The sequence below is a fragment of the Pseudomonas sp. NY15463 genome (assembly GCF_048068415.1).
GTDB lineage: Bacteria > Pseudomonadota > Gammaproteobacteria > Pseudomonadales > Pseudomonadaceae > Aquipseudomonas > Aquipseudomonas mosselii_C.
Genome location: NZ_JBLUQD010000004.1, coordinates 108,257 through 123,982 on the forward strand (window position 1 = coordinate 108,257; position 15,726 = coordinate 123,982).

The following is a 15,726-nucleotide window of genomic DNA, read 5'->3' on the forward strand; positions in this document are numbered from 1 at the left end:
GCCTTCACGGCACACGCATAGGCGCAGCTCACTTCTTCTTCAGGCAGTCGCTCATGAACGCCTTGCGCGCATCGCCCTTGAGCGCCTGGGTGGTGGCGTCGGCGTTGCAGGTCTTCATTTTTTCCTGCTGGGTCGGCGCCGGCTTGGTCTTCAGGCAGGTGCTCATGAACGCCTTGCGTTCATCGCCCTTGAGCGCCTTGGCGGTAGCGTCGGCGTTGCAGGTCTTCATCTTCTCCTGTTGCGCGGTGGCAGCAAATCCTTGCCCGGCGAGCAACATGCCCAGCACCAGTATGGACACCTGTAGCCTCTTCATGACGCGATCTCCTAGGGTGCGCGCTCGGCGCGCGGGTCGAGCTTGAGTGTAGACAACATTTTTCCCCCCCTCCCGCGCTGCGTGATCTCTCACAACCCCGCCGCCCGCAGCCGCGCGGCATGTTCGGTGAACAGGCGCACCGGCTCGGCCCCCTTGCCCACCGCGCCAAGCGACTGATTGACGATGTCCAGGTGATCCAGCGGATAGTCATCGCCGATCACCTGCCCCAGGTGCGAGCTGTAGCGCCCGACCATCCCATCGCACTGGCCCTTTTCCCGTACGAAACTACGGGCGAACAGCCGGCAGAAGCGATGGCTGCCATCGAAGCGGTTGCGTCCCTGGTCGGTCAGCCCCGGCTGCAAGGTGCCAGACCAGGAGTAATAGCGCACCCCATTGACCTCAGCAGCCCCCTCGCCACCCCACACCTCCGGCAGCCCCTGTGGATAAGCCTGGTTGAACAACGCCACGCCCTGGGTGGTAAGCGACTGGTGCGAGGCATGTACATCCACTGGCAACGGCGTGCGCCGCCAACCTGTCTCCAGCCACACCAGCAGCAACGCCACGCCATGCAGGATGGCCTTAAGAAGGCGCCCTTGGGGTGAGTGACCGGGCGCGCTGCGTTCCAGATGATCGGCCAGCTCAGAGCCGTGGTTGGGCCCTGCCACCGAAGTGACCGAGGCAACCCGGTCGGGGCGCTTGGCCGCCGCGTAACGTGCGCTCAGTGCCCCCTGGCTGTGGCCGATCAGGTTGACCTTGTCGGCCCCGGTGCGCTGGCAGATGGTCTCGATGATCGCCAGCAACTGTTCACCGCGCACCTCGCTGCAATGCAGCGGCGAGACCTGTACCGCAAACACCTGCGCGCCACCTCGGCGCAGCGCCGGGACGATGCCGAACCAGTACGGGTAGAGCACCAGGCGCACGAAACCGAGCATGCCCGGCACCAGCACCAGCGGATAACGGGTCGCCAGATGCTTCTGCATTGCCCTGCCTCCTGCGCGTGGACGATCTGGCCACACTACAGCGCACGCCAAGCCAATCGCAATCGAACTCCCGTCGCGCTGTGCGGTTCAAAGCAAAACAGACCCTGAGCAAGGAGCAGGACCATGTACAGACAGACCCTGGCCATCCTTCTGGCAAGCGCGACCCTCGCCGCCTGTGGCAGCCGCCCGGAAAACCCGGTGGATTACGTCACGTACCGCGACGAGCCGTTGGTCAAGCAGGTGGAGAACGGCATGACCATGCAGCGCGTGATCGCCATTGGCGGTAGCCCGTCGAGCGTGATCGACCTGCCCCACGGCGGCACCTGCAACAACTACGTGCTAAACCGCGACGGCCATCAGCAGGCCTACTACGTGCGCTTCGACGCGACCGGCCATGTCGATGACAAAGGCTTCAAGACCTGCAAACAACGCCAGGAAGACCAAGACGCCACCCATGGCGCATGACCTGACCACCCCTGATGCTGACGGAGATGAACATGAGTGCTGAACTGACCGATGTAAAAACCCTACGTGAACGCGCCCGCCAACACGTGGAGCAAGGTGCGGTAACCGAGGGCTACCATGCCGACCGTGACAACATCCTGCGCCTGCTCAACGAATCGCTGGCCACGGAACTGGTGTGCGTATTGCGCTACAAGCGCCACTACTTCATGGCCAGCGGCATCAAGGCCAGCGTGGCCGCCGCCGAGTTTCTCGAACACGCCAACCAGGAAGCCGAGCATGCCGACAAGCTGGCAGAGCGCATCGTGCAGCTGGGCGGCGAGCCGGATTTCAACCCTGACAACCTGACGAAGAACGCCCACGCCCAGTACGTGGCCGGCGATTCGCTGAAAGAGATGGTGCTCGAAGACCTGGTGGCCGAACGCATCGCCATCGACAGCTACCGCGAGATCATCCAGTACATCGGCGACAAGGATCCGACCACGCGGCGAATCTTCGAAGACATCTTGGCCCAGGAAGAAGAGCACGCCGACGATATGTCCGATCTGCTTGAAGGGCTTTGATCGTCCGGGGCGCTATGCGCCCCATTCGTGGGCAAGCCCGCTCCCACAGGTATTGCACATGCCTGCAAGGCAGTGAACAGCCTGTGGGAGCGGGCTTGCCCGCGAATGGGCCGCCAAGCGGCCCCTGTTACTTGCGCCCCTTCACCGCCGCTGGCGCCTTGCCGGCTTTCATCTGCTGCAACAACGGCGTGCACTGGTTCGGCACATCGCCGCTGCTCGGCGCGATAAGCGCCAGCAAGCCCGCTGCTGGGCCGGCCACCACACCCAGCGCTACCATTCCCGCCCCCCGCAGCGCCAACGGCACCGCCTGCACCCCGGCACTCGGCTTGGCGAACGGGCCGCGAACGTACAGCGGCGAGCGCAGCGAGAACAGGCGCAGGCCCTTGGACTCGGGGTTGATCTTCAGGTCCAGTTGCTCACTGGTGAAGTTGGCGGTGCCGTTGATGTAGATGATCGCGTTCTCGGTATCGAAGACGAATAAACGCGTGGTCGCCAAGCCGTTCTTGACCCCGACATCGGCGGCGGCGCAATTGATCTTCACGTCCTCGTCACCGAACAACTTTCCGATCACGTAGTTACCCACGTTCAACCCGGCAATCTCCATCAGGCTACGGCTGATGGCGCCATCGTTGATCAGCAGGCGCAGGTCGCCGTTGGCGGTCCCGAGCAGCGCGGCCACGGAGTTGCCTCGACCACTGAGGTCGGCATCGCCGTTGAGTTCACCGAAACTGGTCTGCATGGGCGCGAACGTCGGGAACAGTTGCTTGAGCTTGAAGCCGCGTGCGGTCAACTGGGCGCGGCCCTCCATTGGCGTGGTGCGCCCATCCAGACGGATGTTGGCATCGAGGTTACCGCCCGCCACACCGAAGCGCAGCGGCTCCAGGCGCAGCAGGCCGTCGTCGAGGATCACATGCGCCGCCAGGTCGTTGAACGGCAGTTTCTCGCTATGCACGATGCGCTTGCCCGCGAAGCTGACGTCGGCGTCCATGGCACGCCAGCGCTCGGTGCGAAACGCTTCCACCGGCAGCACCTTGCCGCTCGGCTGCTTGCTGGCACCGCCGCGGGCTTTCTGCTCGCTGTTGGAGTCGGCACCGATCAACGGCGCGAGGTCCTTGAACAGCAGTTGGTTGGACACCAGGTTGCCCGACAACTTCGGCCGTGGCTGGCTGGCAACGAAAGCCAGGTCGCCGTGAATGTCGCTGTCACCGATCTTGCCGTTGAAACCTTCGTAGCGGAACTGCGCGCCGTCTGCGGCGTGCAGGTTGGCGGTCAGATGCCCGTCGGTGGCATACGCCGGGGTATCCGGCAGGGTGACGCCGGTCAGCGGGTAGAGGTTGCCCAGGCTGCTGCCGGAGAGTTTCAGGCGCAGATCCAGAGCACCAAGGTTGCGCGGGTCGGTCAGGGTGCCAGCCAACGCGACCTGGGTGTCGCCAATACGCGCATCGGCCTGCAAGGGGAACGGCTGGCGGGCGTCCTGCAAGGCCAGCAGCCCACCGATCTTGCCCGTGGCGGACACCGGCTGGTCCTTGTAACGCCCCTGGGCCTTGAGGCCGAAAGCATAGTCCTGAGCACCTGCGCTCTTCTCGGCGCGCGCCTTGCCGACGATGTCGCTGAACGGAATCGGCTTGCCGAGTGGATCGACCTGCACCTTCAAGCGGGTCTTGAGGGTTTGGTCGTCGAAACTGATGTTGCCTTGATCAAAGCCAATCGCACCGATATCCAGCACCCACTTGGAGGGCGGCTCATGCTCGTCCTTGGGCCCCAGGTCGAAGGTCCAGTTGGCGCGGCCATCGGCCAGGCGGGTGAGGCTGGCGGTGGGCTTGACCAGATCGATACGCGGGATGCTGATGCGCTGGACAATCAACGGCAACGGCGCCAGGCGAAACTCGACCCGCTGCAGGCTGACCATCTGCGGCGTCTTGAGCCAGTCAGGGTTGCCCAGCACCAGGTCTTCGGCGCTGAAGTGCGGCCAAGGCACGAAAGCCCGCCAGCCGCCCTCTTCAGGTTCGGTGCGCCAATGCACGGCCAAGTTGCCGTTGATCGCGAACGGCCGATGCAGGGCTGCGGAGACCTTTTCATTGAGCAGCGGCTTGACCCGGTTCCAATCGAATGTGGCGATCACCACGACCAGAATCGCCAGCAGCGTGGCGAGGGTGGCGAAACTCCAGACAAGGATTCTGGCGGGGCGCGTCATTGCGGGGTTCTCCTGACTGCGTGGCACGAGGCGGCGTAGCGGTGGCGCTTTGTATGTGGGACTGATGAAACACCGCTGGGTTTAATCCGCTGCACCATGATACCCAGGTTTTTCTGATGCCTTGCTCAGGTTTTGCCCGTCTCGACACCTCGATGTTACGCCCCGGCGCGCGTGAGGAATGCCTGCCGCGAGCGCCGGAACCCTTGATCCAGAGCCTCTGCGCTTAAGTATCAATGGCGTCGATTGTTACCATTATCCTGATGAACTTTTCTCTGGCGTTACTGGGCGTAGCATTGCCTTCGTACCCACTTTCCAGCCCTCCAGAGGAGCACCGAATCATGAAACGCCAACTGCTGCTGAGCCTGACCCTTTCCGTACTGGCTGCCAACGCCTTCGCGCTGCCTGCCGGCGACCAGCACCTGACCGCCGAGTCGCGCTCCAGCGCGGTGACCGTGGCCAAATCGCTCGACACCCTGGCCGAAGGTGGCGCAGAACGCCTGCAAGAACGCGCTGGTCGTCTGGCCGAAGGTGGCTCGGACCGCCTGATCGAACGTAACGACCGCGTTGCCGAGGGTGGCTCGGACCGCCTGATCGAACGCAACGACCGTGTTGTCGAAGGTGGCTCGGACCGTCTGATCGAACGTAACGACCGCGTTGCCGAAGGTGGCTCGGACCGCCTGATCGAACGTAACGACCGCGTTGCCGAAGGTGGCTCGGATCGCCTGATCGAACGTAACGACCGCGTTGCCGAAGGTGGCTCGGATCGCCTGATCGAACGTAACGACCGTGTTGCCGAAGGTGGCTCTGACCGCCTGATCGAATTCAGCCGTGTGAGCTGATCGCCATGGCCGAAAACAACAACTTACCCTGCTGTATCTGCTCCCCTCCAAGCCCGGTCCATTGACCGGGCTTCGTTTTTTTATCCAGAATGCCCAGCCGTACCCCCACAAGACCCTGCCCATGCTGCCGCGCGCCGAACAGAAGCTGCAAACCCGCCAGGCCCTGCTGGATGCCGCCTGCCTGCTGATGGAGAGCGGTCGTGGTTTCGGCAGTATCAGCCTGCGCGAAGTCGCCAAGGCAGCGGGTATCGTACCTACCGGCTTCTACCGCCATTTTCCCGATATGGATGCGCTGGGCCTGGCCTTGGTCGAAGAGATCGACGCCACCTTCCGCCAGACTATCCGCCTGGTGCGCCAGAACGAATTCGAACTGGGCGGTATCACCGACGCCTCGGTACGTATTTTTCTCGATGTGGTCGCCGCTCACCACGCGCAGTTTCTGTTCCTGGCGCGCGAGCAGTATGGTGGCTCACAAGCGGTCCGCCAGGCCATCGCCCGCCTGCGCCAGGCCATCAGTTCCGACCTGGCCACCGACCTTGCGCGCATGCCGCGCTGGCAGCACCTGGACGGCGCCGCGCTGGCAGTGATGGCCGACCTGGTGGTCAAGACCGTGTTCGCCACCCTGCCGGAACTGATCGACAGCCCCGAGCCGGGCAACCCTCAGGCCATCAGCGCCCAGGAAAAAATCACCCAGCAGTTGCGCTTTATCTTCGTCGGCGCGCGGCATTGGCAAGGGCTGGGTAACCCCAGCTGAGGCCGCTTCAAGCTTCAAGCTACGAGCGGCAAACAAGGCGCGCGCAGGCTTTTTCTTGCAGCTTGCAGCTTGCAACTCGCCGCTTGCTGCTACCATGGCGCCCTGCCCGACCGTCCACGAGCGCCAGCATGTCCGACCCCCGCCCCGCATTGACCCGCTTCCGCCAGCATTTCGCCGAACGCATCGTGCCGTTGTGGCAAGGTCCGGGCTGGAACGCCGACCTGGCGCTGCCCTATGAGGCGCTCGACGCCCAGCACCAGCCACTGCCCGTACAGCGCTACCGCGCCATGGCCTGCGCGCGCCAGCTCTACCTGTTCAGCAGCCGTATCGAGCAACCGGGCGCAGCCGAACGGGCTGGCGCGTTGTTCCGCTCGCTGCAACGCCACTTCCACGATGCAGAGCACGGCGGCTGGTTCTACAGCATCGACGCCGAAGGCAAGCCGCTGGACCGGCGCAAAGACCTGTACACCCACGCCTTCATCGTCTTCGCCTGCGCACATTACTGGGGCAAGGTGCGCGAAGGCTTGGTGGCGTCGGCGCTCGACGCCGCGCTGGAGATCGTCGCCGAGCAGTTCGCCCGGGACGATGGTCTGTACGAGGCAAGCCTTGGCGAGGACTGGTCGGACCTGGGCAGCGGCCCGTTGCAGAACCCGCAAATGCACCTGGCCGAAGCCTTCCTGCAGGTGCTGGCCGTGCGTGAGGACCACGCCACCCAGCAGGCCTTGCTGGACCTGTGCAACGCCTTGCAAACGCATTTCATAGAGCCGCAGCATGGGTTGATGCTGGAGAAGCCACGCGGAGCTGTGGATAACTGGTTCGAGCCCGGTCACCAGTTCGAGTGGTTCTATCTACTGGAGACTTCGCCGTTGCTGCGCGGCACGCCGTTGCATGCGTCCCTCGAACGTGCCTTCGGCTATGCCGAACGCTACGGCGTGAAGGATTCGGCCGTACTGGCGATGCTCGATGTGCACGGCAAGGTGCTCGACGCCACTCAGCGGATCTGGGCACAGGCTGAATACCTGCGCGCCCTGGCACTACGTCCAGACAGCGACGAGCAGCGGCAGGCGCAACTGCATGCCCTGCACGCAAGATTTCTGCACGACGCCGGCTGGTATGAATGTCGGGACGCTGCCGGCGCCGTCAGCCGGCATGACATGCCTTCGACGACCCCCTACCACCTGGCGACCTGCCTGGAAGGCCTGCAGCGCCTGCCCTGACAGCGTCCAGACGCTGACGCGCTCGTGGGCGACTGACATATCTAGTCGCCGCATGAGCGCGCAGGTCCGACGCCGCTGACACTCAGCCCTTGGCCGAACGATCGATCGAGAACCCGGCCCAGTCCTGGCTCACCGGCATCAGCTCAAGGTTGTTGATATTCACGTGGGCCGGCTGATTGAGCACCCAGAAGATGGTCTCGGCAATATCCTGCGGCTGGATTGGCTCGGCACCGGCGTAGGTGGCATCGTACTTGGCTTGGTCACCGCCGAAACGCACCAGCGAGAACTCGCTCTCGCACAGGCCCGGCTCGATGTTGGTGACTCGCACCCCGGTGCCGCGCAGGTCGCAACGCAGGCTCAGGGAGAACTGGCCGACGAAAGCCTTGGTGCCGCCGTAGACATTGCTGCCTGGGTACGGGTAGTTGCCCGCCACCGAGCCAACGTTGAGGATCGACGCACCGCGACCGTGAGCGATCAGGCGTGGCAGCAGCAGCCGGGTGGTGAACATCAAGCCTTTGATGTTGGTATCGACCATGGTCTCCCAATCGTCCAGGCTACAGTTTTGCGCAGCATCCACACCCAGCGCCAGGCCGGCGTTGTTGACCAAACCCTGAAGCTTGTCGAACGCCGGTGGCAGGCTGGCAATGGCCGCCTCCATGGCCTTGCGATCACGCACATCGACCACCAAGCCGTGCACTTCAGTCTTGGCCGACAGTTCGGCGCACAGAGCGTCCAGGCGCTCCTTGCGACGGCCGGTCAGAACCAGCTTCCAGCCGGCATCGGCAAAGCGACGGGCAGTGGCCTCGCCGAAACCGGAAGTGGCACCTGTGATGAATACGCTGGGCGTCATGCTTGTCTCTCCTCGCAGTGGATAATCGTCGGAAGGCCTCGCAGCATGCCCGTCGCGCGCGTTGACGACAACCGTTGCAGCGCTTGCTCAAAAAACGTACAGCATCGCCAAAGCCCCGTGACAGAGGGCTTGCATGAGGCTATGCGCACGTTATCCACAAGGCTTTCCCCACCGATTGGGGGCAACTCAGCAAAGCCGGTTTGCCCATTCGCGCCTGTGGAAATCTGCGGTGATGGCCCAACGCTTTCAAGCATGCCGCCTGCGGCAGTCTGTCCAAGGCTTTTGCACAGAGTTATCCACAGACTTTCTCACCTATGGAGAGACGCTTGCTTGTGCCGAAAAGTACAGTGAAATCCTGCACGAGGCACAGCTGCTCAAAAAACGACCAACCCCTTGAAAGCCTTGAAAAACAAGCCTTACAGAGAAGTGCCACCATGTTTTCCACAGCCGGTTCCACACAATCGGTGGAAAGCTTTGTACGTGTAGAAACAAGCGCTTGCGGCAGGATTGTGGAGTGCTTCGGGAAAGATATGCGACAAGTTGTCCACATGCTGTGCCTGATTCCCGTAGCACTGCGCAACAGCAAAATCCACCGCCCCCCTTGTAGGAGCGGCCTTGTGCCGCGAACACCGGCATAGCCGGTGCCATGCACCGCGCCGCCTGCTCCTGTAACGCATCGCGAAGCAGGCAAATCAGTGGATAGCGTTGGCTATGCGGGTGTTCGCGGCACAAGGCCGCTCCTTATAGCGCTGAACCGCGATGGGGGATTGTTCAGTGCCCGCCCAGATAGGCGTTACGCACCTCCTCGTTGACCAACAACTCCTGCCCGGTGCCGGTCATGCGAATCTGCCCGTTGACCATCACGTAGGCACGGTCCGATAACTTCAACGCGTGGTTGGCGTTCTGCTCGACCAGGAAAATGGTCATGCCGCTTTGCGCCAGCTCGCGCAAGGTGGCGAAGATCTGCTTGACCACGATCGGCGCCAGCCCCAGCGAGGGTTCATCGAGCAGCAGCAGCTTGGGCCGGCTCATCAACGCGCGGGCGATGGCAAGCATCTGCTGCTCGCCCCCGGACATGGTCATCGCTCGCTGGTTGCGCCGCTCCTTCAGACGCGGGAACAACGCGTACATGCGCTGCATGTCTTCGTCGGCATGCTGGTCGCCGATGGGGATGGTGCCCATCATCAGGTTTTCCTCGACGCTCATGTCAGGGAACACCCGGCGCCCTTCCGGCGACTGGGCGATACCGTTGGAGGCGATGTAGTGCGACGACTTGCGAGTGATGTCGGTGCCACGGTAGACGATTTGCCCCGACGCCGCCCGAGGCTGGCCGAAGATCGACATCAGCAGCGTCGACTTGCCCGCGCCGTTGGCCCCGATCAGGCTGACCGTCTCGCCTTCGTTGATGTGCATCGAGACTTTCTTCAAGGCCTGGATCGGCCCGTAGAACACGTCCAGCTCCTTCAGTTCGAGAATGGGTGCACTCATACCAGTTCCTCTTCGTCGGCACCCAGGTAGGCGGCGATCACCGTGGGGTTGTTACGGATGTCCTGCGGCGCGCCTTCAGCGATCACGTTGCCGTGGTCAAGCACCACGATATGGTCGGAAATGCTCATGACCATGCCCATGTCGTGCTCGATCAACACTACGGTGATGTCGTGCTCGTCACGCAGCACCCGGATCATGCGGCTGAGGGCTTCGGTCTCCTGCGGGTTGAGGCCGGCAGCCGGCTCGTCCAGGCAGATGATCTTCGGCCGCGTGCACATGGCCCGGGCGATTTCCAGACGGCGTTGCTGGCCATACGACAGCTCGCCGGCCAGGCGGTTGGCGCAATCGACCAAGTCGACCACCTCCAGCCAGTAGAACGCATGGTCCAGCGCGTCGCTCTCGGCCTGGCGGTAGGCCTTGGTGTTGAGCACACCGGCCAACAGGTTGCGGTTGACCCACATGTGCTGGGCCACCAGCAGGTTTTCCACCACCGACATTTCCTTGAACAGGCGAATGTTCTGGAACGTGCGCGCCAGTCCTGCACGGTTGACCAGATGGGTGCCGCCGAACATCTTGTAGTAGAGGCGGTTGGCGAAACGTGCTGGCGAGACGAAGTCCGCCGGCTGGAAACGCTCGCCCAGCAACTGGATCACGTTGGTGGTAGCGCCGCGCACATTCAGCTCGATGCGTCCGCCGCTGGCCTTGTAGAACCCGGTGAGGCAATTGAACACGGTGGTCTTGCCGGCGCCGTTGGGGCCGATCAGGGCGAAGATCTGGTTACGCTTGACCTTCAAGCTCACGTCGCTGAGCGCCTTGATACCGCCGAACTGCATCATCAGGTTGTCGACTGACAGAATGATTTCATCGCTCATGGCGCCACTCCTTTACGCGGGACTACACCAGTACGGCTGATGCGAATCAGCCCCCGCGGTCGCCAGATCATCATCAACACCATCAACACGCCGAACAGCAGCACGCGGTATTCGGAGAAGCTGCGCAGCAGTTCCGGCGCCACGGTGAGCACGAAGGCCGCGATCACCACACCCACGGTCGACCCCATACCCCCCAGTACCACGATGGCCAGGATCAGCGCCGACTCGAAGAAGGTGAACGACGACGGATTGACGAAGCCCTGATAGGTGGCGAAGAACACCCCGGCAAGGCCGGCGGTGGACGCGCCCAGGGTGAAGGCCGAGAGTTTGACCAGTACGTGGTTCAGGCCCATGGAACGGCAGGCGATTTCGTCCTCGCGCAGCGCCTCCCAGGCACGCCCTACCGGCATCCGGGTCAGCCGATGCTTGACGTACAGTACCGCCAGCACCACCAGGAACAGCACCGCGTAGATGAACACGAACTTGAGGTTGGCGTTGTATTCGAAGCCGAAGAACTCGTGGATCGGGACACCCCCATCCTTGGCTCGACGGCCGAACTCCAAGCCGAAGAAGGTCGGAGATGGTGCGGGCATGCCGTTGGGCCCGCCAGTGAACGACAGCCAGTTGTTCAACACCAGGCGGATGATCTCACCAAAGCCCAGGGTCACGATCGCCAGGTAGTCCCCGTGCATTCGCAACACCGGGAACCCCAGTATGCAGCCCGCCAGCGCCGCCGCGATGGCCGCCAACGGCAGCACGCTCCAGAAGCCCAGGCCCAGGTATTGGTAACCCAGCGCCAGGCCGTAGGCGCCAATGGCGTAGAACGCCACGTAGCCCAGGTCGAGCAACCCGGCCAGGCCCACCACGATGTTCAGGCCAAGGCCCAGCAGCACGTAGATCAGCCCGAGAATGACGACCGTCAGCAGGTACTTGTTGGCAAAGATGGGGAACACGATGGCGATCACGATCAACGCCGGAATGATGTAGCGCAGGCGGCTCTTGTAGTCCGGCGCCAGCACATGCACGCCGGAGCCGCCGCTGTCGAAACCTTGCTGGATGCGTTGGCCGCTGGCGGTTTGCAGGAACAGGCTGAGCGCAAAGCGCCCGACCATCACCGCACCGACCAGCCAGGCCACGCGCGACGGCTCGGCATTGAAGCTGTAGCCGTCGAGCACTACGCCCACGACCGGGCCGAACACGATGAGCGCCAGCAGACCGGCAACGACCGTTTCGATCAGGCTGCGCTTGAGGTCGAGACCCTTGGTTTGTGTAGCTTGGGCAGTATTGGCAACAGACATGTTCACACCTTAGCCACGAGCGGGCGGCCCAGCAGGCCTTGTGGACGGAAGATGAGGATGATCACCAGCAGCGAGAAGCTGAACACGTCCTTGTAGTCGGAGTTGATCAGCCCGGAGAACAGCGACTCGGAGATTCCCAGGATGATGCCGCCAAGCATCGCACCGGGTAGCGAGCCAATACCGCCCAGTACGGCGGCAGTGAACGCCTTGATGCCAATGATGAAGCCGGCATAGAAATCGAAGGTGCCGTAGTTCATGGTGATCAAAACGCCGGCCAGCGCGGCCATCACCGCACCGATGACGAATACGTAGGAGATCACTCGGTCAGTGTTGATACCCAGGATCGAGGCCATCTTGCGATCCTGCTGGGTCGCACGGCACATGCGGCCGAGCTTGGTGTACTTGATCACGTAGGTGAGCAGCCCCATGCCGACGAACGCGGCGACCAGGATGAAGATCTTGGTGTAGGTGAGCTGTACGAAGCCTGAGCCCACGTCGATGCGCATGGCGCCTTCGAGCAGGGTCGGCACGCCTTGCTGGCGAGCGCCTTGGCTGAGCTGGGCGTAGTTTTGCAGGATCAGCGAGATACCGATGGCGCTGATTAGCGGGGCAAGGCGGGTGGAGTTGCGTAGCGGCTTGTAGGCGATACGCTCGATGGTGAAGCCATAGACGCCGGTAACGACGACGGTGAACAACAGCGTGCCAAGCATCAGCAACGGGAAGGATTCGATGCCGAAGTAGGCCAGCAATGCCAGGCTGATCGCCGCGAGGTACGCGGAGATCATGTAAACCTCGCCGTGCGCGAAGTTGATCATGCCGATGATGCCATAGACCATTGTGTAGCCGATGGCGATCAGGCCATAGACCGACCCGAGGGTCAGGCCATTGACCAGTTGCTGCAGGAAAATACCATCCATAACGCAATCTCACCTGATTGAGATTGCACGAGCGCCGACCACGGGCAGACCACGCATGACGCGGCCCTCGCAGCGCAGAACTGTGCAGATCTACGGATAAAGACAGGTACCGCGGGGCCACGGCCCGGGCGCGCGAAGGCCCGGGCCGGTGGCCGTTGTTATTGTTGTTTTTCCAGCTGGTGGTACTTGCCTTGGGCATCCCACTGGTAGACCACGTAGTCCGAGACAGTCAGGTCACCCTTGCTGTCCCACTTCTTCTCGCCCATGACGGTCTTGACTGGGTTGGCCTTGAGCCACTTGGCCGCGTCTTCGCCCTTGTTCGACTTGGCGCCATTGAATGCGGCAGCCAGCGCCTGGAGCGAGGCGTAGGCGTACAGGGTATAGCCCTCAGGCTCGGTGCCAGCCTTGCGGAACTCCTCCACCACGGCCTTGCTGTCTGGCAGCAGGCGCGGGTCGGCGCCGAAGGTCATGTACACACCGTCGACGTACTGCGCACCGCCGGCAGTGGTGACCAGCTCGTCGGTGACGATGCCGTCGTCGGACATGAACTTGACGTCCTTCAGGCCCTGCTCGCGCAACTGACGGACCAGCGGGCCAGCCTCGGGGTGCAGACCGCCGAAGTAGACCACGTCGGCGCCGGCAGAGCGGATCTTGGTGACCACGGCGCTGAAGTCTTTCTCGCCACGGGTCAGGCCTTCGTACAGCACAGGCTTCACGCCGCGCTTCTCAAGCTGCGCCTTGGTGGCATCGGCCAGGCCTTGGCCGTAGGTGTCCTTATCGTGCAGCACGACGACCTTCTTGCCCTTAAGCACATCGACGATGTAGTTGCCGGCGACAATGCCCTGCTGGTCGTCGCGGCCGCACATGCGGAACATCGCGGACAAGCCGCGCTCAGTCACTTGTGGGTTGGTCGAACCGGGGGTAATGGCGATCACGCCAGCTTCGTCATACACCTCGGAAGCGGGGATGGTGTTGGAGGAGCAGAAGTGCCCTACCACGCCGATCACCTTGTCCTGATCGACCAGGCGGTTGGCCACGGCCACGGCCTGTTTGGGCTCACAGGCGTCGTCGCCCTTGACCAGGACGATCTTCTCGCCGTTAACGCCGCCAGCGGCGTTGATCTTGTCGGCCGCTGCCTGCGCACCTTTCATGTACTGCTCGCCAAACGCTGCGTTGGCTCCCGTCATGGGGCCCGCGACACCGATCTTGATGTCGGCCTGAACATACGAAGAAACACCCAGGGCGGTGGCAACAGCCAGTGCCAGGAAACCTTTCTTGTAAAACGTCTGCGACATGAGGTGGTGCTCCTAGAGTTTTTTTGGTTGGCACTACAACTTCTCAACCCTGTGCTCAGAGCAAGGGCCGTGCCATCGGTTTTGTCTTCTCGGAAAACGCAGGACCGCGGGCTGCACGAGGCGACCGACGGCCTTTTCTTTATGGAGCGTGCAACCGTCTGCAATGGGCAAGGCGCTACCAAACACATAGACAGGTCGCAACCCAGCCAGTGCCATCATTGCAACCCTCGCAAGTGTTAACGTGCAACCAACCTGTAACAGCAGACGTCACCGAAGTGCACACCACTGGTGCGCGACTGCTACAGGCGGCACCGTTTAAAGGCTAGCTGGTGCACGGAAATTTACCCGCCGCGCGTGTTTCGGCCTTGCGGATGGCCCGGTGAGAGCGCAGTTGACCGTGAACAGGCCGGCGCAGACACAACAAGGCTGAAAAGGCTGGCACAATGTCCGCCATTCGCCGCTTCCGGAGCCTTATTGATGAGCGAGAGCGCATTCGCCGAGCGCATCGTGCACAACCTGCTCGACACCGATTTCTACAAACTGACGATGATGCAGGCTGTGCTGCACAACTACCCGGACGCCGACGTCGAATGGGAGTTTCGCTGCCGCAACGGCGAAGACCTACGCCCCTACCTCGCCGACATCCGCGCACAGCTCGAATTGCTCAGCGAACTCACCCTGGATGATGGCCAGTTGGCGTTCCTGGAGCGCATCAGTTTCCTCAAACCGGATTTCCTGCGCTTTCTGCGCCTGTTCCGCTTCAACCTACGCTATGTGCACTTGGGGATAGAGCACGATCAACTGTGCCTGCGCCTGCGCGGCCCTTGGCTGCATGTGATCCTGTTCGAAGTGCCGCTGCTGGCCATCATCAGCGAGGTGCGCAACCGCCACCTGCATCCGCGCCTGCGCCTGAGCGAGGCCCGCGACCAGTTGCAACGCAAATTCGACTGGCTGCGCGCGCATGCCAGCGATGACGAGCTGGCCGAGTTGCAGGTCGCTGACTTCGGCACTCGCCGGCGTTTTTCCAGCCGCGTTCAGCAGGAGGTCGTGCACGTTCTGCGCGACGACTTCCCAGGCCGCTTCGTCGGCACCAGCAATGTCGACCTGGCCTGGAAACTGGATATCAAGCCACTGGGCACCATGGCCCACGAATGGATCATGGCCCATCAACAACTGGGGCCACGGCTGATCGACAGCCAGATTGCCGCACTGGACTGCTGGGTGCGCGAGTACCGTGGGCTGTTGGGCATCGCCCTGACCGACTGCATCACCATGGATGCCTTCGTGAAGGATTTCGACCTGTACTTCGCCAAGCTGTTCGACGGCCTGCGCCACGACTCCGGCGAGCCGGTGGCCTGGGCTGAAAAGGCCATCGCGCATTACCAGAAACTGGGCATCGACCCGATGACCAAGACCTTGGTGTTTTCCGATGGCCTGAACCTGACCCGCTCGCTGGAAATCTTCCGTGCCCTGCGCGGCCGGATCAACGTCAGTTTCGGCATTGGCACCAATCTGACCTGCGATATCCCCGGTGTGGCGCCGATGAACATCGTGCTTAAAATGACCGACTGCAACGGCGCGCCAGTAGCGAAGATCTCTGACGAAGCCGCCAAGACCCAGTGCCGCGACGAAAACTTTGTCGCCTACCTGCGCCACGTATTCAAAGTCCCCAGCAAGGAGTAAC

15 protein-coding genes are annotated in these 15,726 nt (G+C 62.5%); 6 read left to right on the plus strand and 9 right to left on the minus strand.

Features of this window, described 5'->3' with window-relative positions:
• Positions 1–28: 28 nt before the first annotated feature.
• Complete coding sequence (locus ACNFIC_RS11275) at positions 29–313, minus strand: PsiF family protein (protein WP_138221183.1); 285 nt, start codon at positions 311–313, stop codon at positions 29–31.
• A gap of 89 nt (positions 314–402) precedes the next feature.
• Positions 403–1,293 carry an esterase/lipase family protein gene (locus tag ACNFIC_RS11280; RefSeq protein WP_138221182.1) on the minus strand — a complete coding sequence of 297 codons (891 nt, stop codon included), beginning with the start codon at positions 1,291–1,293 and terminating at the stop codon, positions 403–405.
• A 123-nt stretch (positions 1,294–1,416) separates the two neighbouring features.
• On the opposite strand from ACNFIC_RS11280, the gene osmE reads away from it, so the two are divergent.
• Together osmE and ACNFIC_RS11290 are read left to right on the plus strand one after the other, a co-directional pair.
• On the plus strand, positions 1,417–1,758 hold the full coding sequence (gene osmE, locus ACNFIC_RS11285; protein ID WP_138221181.1) for an osmotically-inducible lipoprotein OsmE: 342 nt from the start codon (positions 1,417–1,419) through the stop codon (positions 1,756–1,758).
• 32 nt (positions 1,759–1,790) lie between these two features.
• Entirely contained in the window at positions 1,791–2,318 is a 528-nt protein-coding gene (locus ACNFIC_RS11290) for a ferritin-like domain-containing protein (RefSeq protein ID WP_416781024.1), read from the plus strand.
• A 127-nt stretch (positions 2,319–2,445) separates the two neighbouring features.
• On the opposite strand, the gene ACNFIC_RS11295 is transcribed toward ACNFIC_RS11290, so the two are convergent.
• On the minus strand, positions 2,446–4,512 hold the full coding sequence (locus ACNFIC_RS11295) for an AsmA family protein (RefSeq protein ID WP_138219122.1): 2,067 nt from the start codon (positions 4,510–4,512) through the stop codon (positions 2,446–2,448).
• Positions 4,513–4,850: 338 nt separating this feature from the next.
• On the opposite strand from ACNFIC_RS11295, the gene ACNFIC_RS11300 reads away from it, so the two are divergent.
• From ACNFIC_RS11300 to ACNFIC_RS11310, 3 genes are all read left to right on the plus strand, one after another.
• Positions 4,851–5,351 (plus strand): phage infection protein, encoded by a 501-nt coding sequence (locus ACNFIC_RS11300; protein WP_138219123.1) that lies wholly within the window; start codon positions 4,851–4,853, stop codon positions 5,349–5,351.
• Between the two features lie 121 nt (positions 5,352–5,472).
• On the plus strand, positions 5,473–6,105 hold the full coding sequence (locus tag ACNFIC_RS11305) for a TetR family transcriptional regulator (protein WP_138219124.1): 633 nt from the start codon (positions 5,473–5,475) through the stop codon (positions 6,103–6,105).
• Between the two features lie 128 nt (positions 6,106–6,233).
• Complete coding sequence (locus ACNFIC_RS11310; RefSeq protein ID WP_138219125.1) at positions 6,234–7,322, plus strand: AGE family epimerase/isomerase; 1,089 nt, start codon at positions 6,234–6,236, stop codon at positions 7,320–7,322.
• 82 nt (positions 7,323–7,404) lie between these two features.
• Here ACNFIC_RS11310 and ACNFIC_RS11315 read toward each other — a convergent pair whose 3' ends face one another.
• The 6 genes from ACNFIC_RS11315 to ACNFIC_RS11340 form a co-directional block, all read right to left on the minus strand.
• Complete coding sequence (locus ACNFIC_RS11315; protein WP_138219126.1) at positions 7,405–8,172, minus strand: SDR family oxidoreductase; 768 nt, start codon at positions 8,170–8,172, stop codon at positions 7,405–7,407.
• Positions 8,173–8,943: 771 nt separating this feature from the next.
• A complete protein-coding gene (locus ACNFIC_RS11320; protein WP_138219127.1) occupies positions 8,944–9,660 on the minus strand; it encodes an ABC transporter ATP-binding protein in 717 nt (238 codons plus the stop codon).
• Positions 9,657–10,532 carry an ABC transporter ATP-binding protein gene (locus tag ACNFIC_RS11325; protein ID WP_138219128.1) on the minus strand — a complete coding sequence of 292 codons (876 nt, stop codon included), beginning with the start codon at positions 10,530–10,532 and terminating at the stop codon, positions 9,657–9,659. The genes ACNFIC_RS11320 and ACNFIC_RS11325 overlap by 4 nt, the downstream gene beginning before the upstream one ends.
• A complete protein-coding gene (gene livM, locus ACNFIC_RS11330) occupies positions 10,529–11,830 on the minus strand; it encodes a high-affinity branched-chain amino acid ABC transporter permease LivM (protein WP_138219129.1) in 1,302 nt (433 codons plus the stop codon). The genes ACNFIC_RS11325 and livM overlap by 4 nt, the downstream gene beginning before the upstream one ends.
• Positions 11,831–11,832: 2 nt before the next feature.
• Entirely contained in the window at positions 11,833–12,747 is a 915-nt protein-coding gene (locus tag ACNFIC_RS11335; RefSeq protein ID WP_138219130.1) for an ABC transporter permease subunit, read from the minus strand.
• A 158-nt stretch (positions 12,748–12,905) separates the two neighbouring features.
• Positions 12,906–14,042: a branched-chain amino acid ABC transporter substrate-binding protein gene (locus tag ACNFIC_RS11340; RefSeq protein ID WP_138219131.1), complete on the minus strand. Its 1,137-nt coding sequence runs from the start codon at positions 14,040–14,042 to the stop codon at positions 12,906–12,908.
• Between the two features lie 477 nt (positions 14,043–14,519).
• Here ACNFIC_RS11340 and pncB point away from each other — a divergent pair, with 477 nt between their 5' ends.
• Entirely contained in the window at positions 14,520–15,725 is a 1,206-nt protein-coding gene (gene pncB / locus ACNFIC_RS11345) for a nicotinate phosphoribosyltransferase (RefSeq protein ID WP_138219133.1), read from the plus strand.
• The last annotated feature ends 1 nt before the right edge of the window (position 15,726 follow it).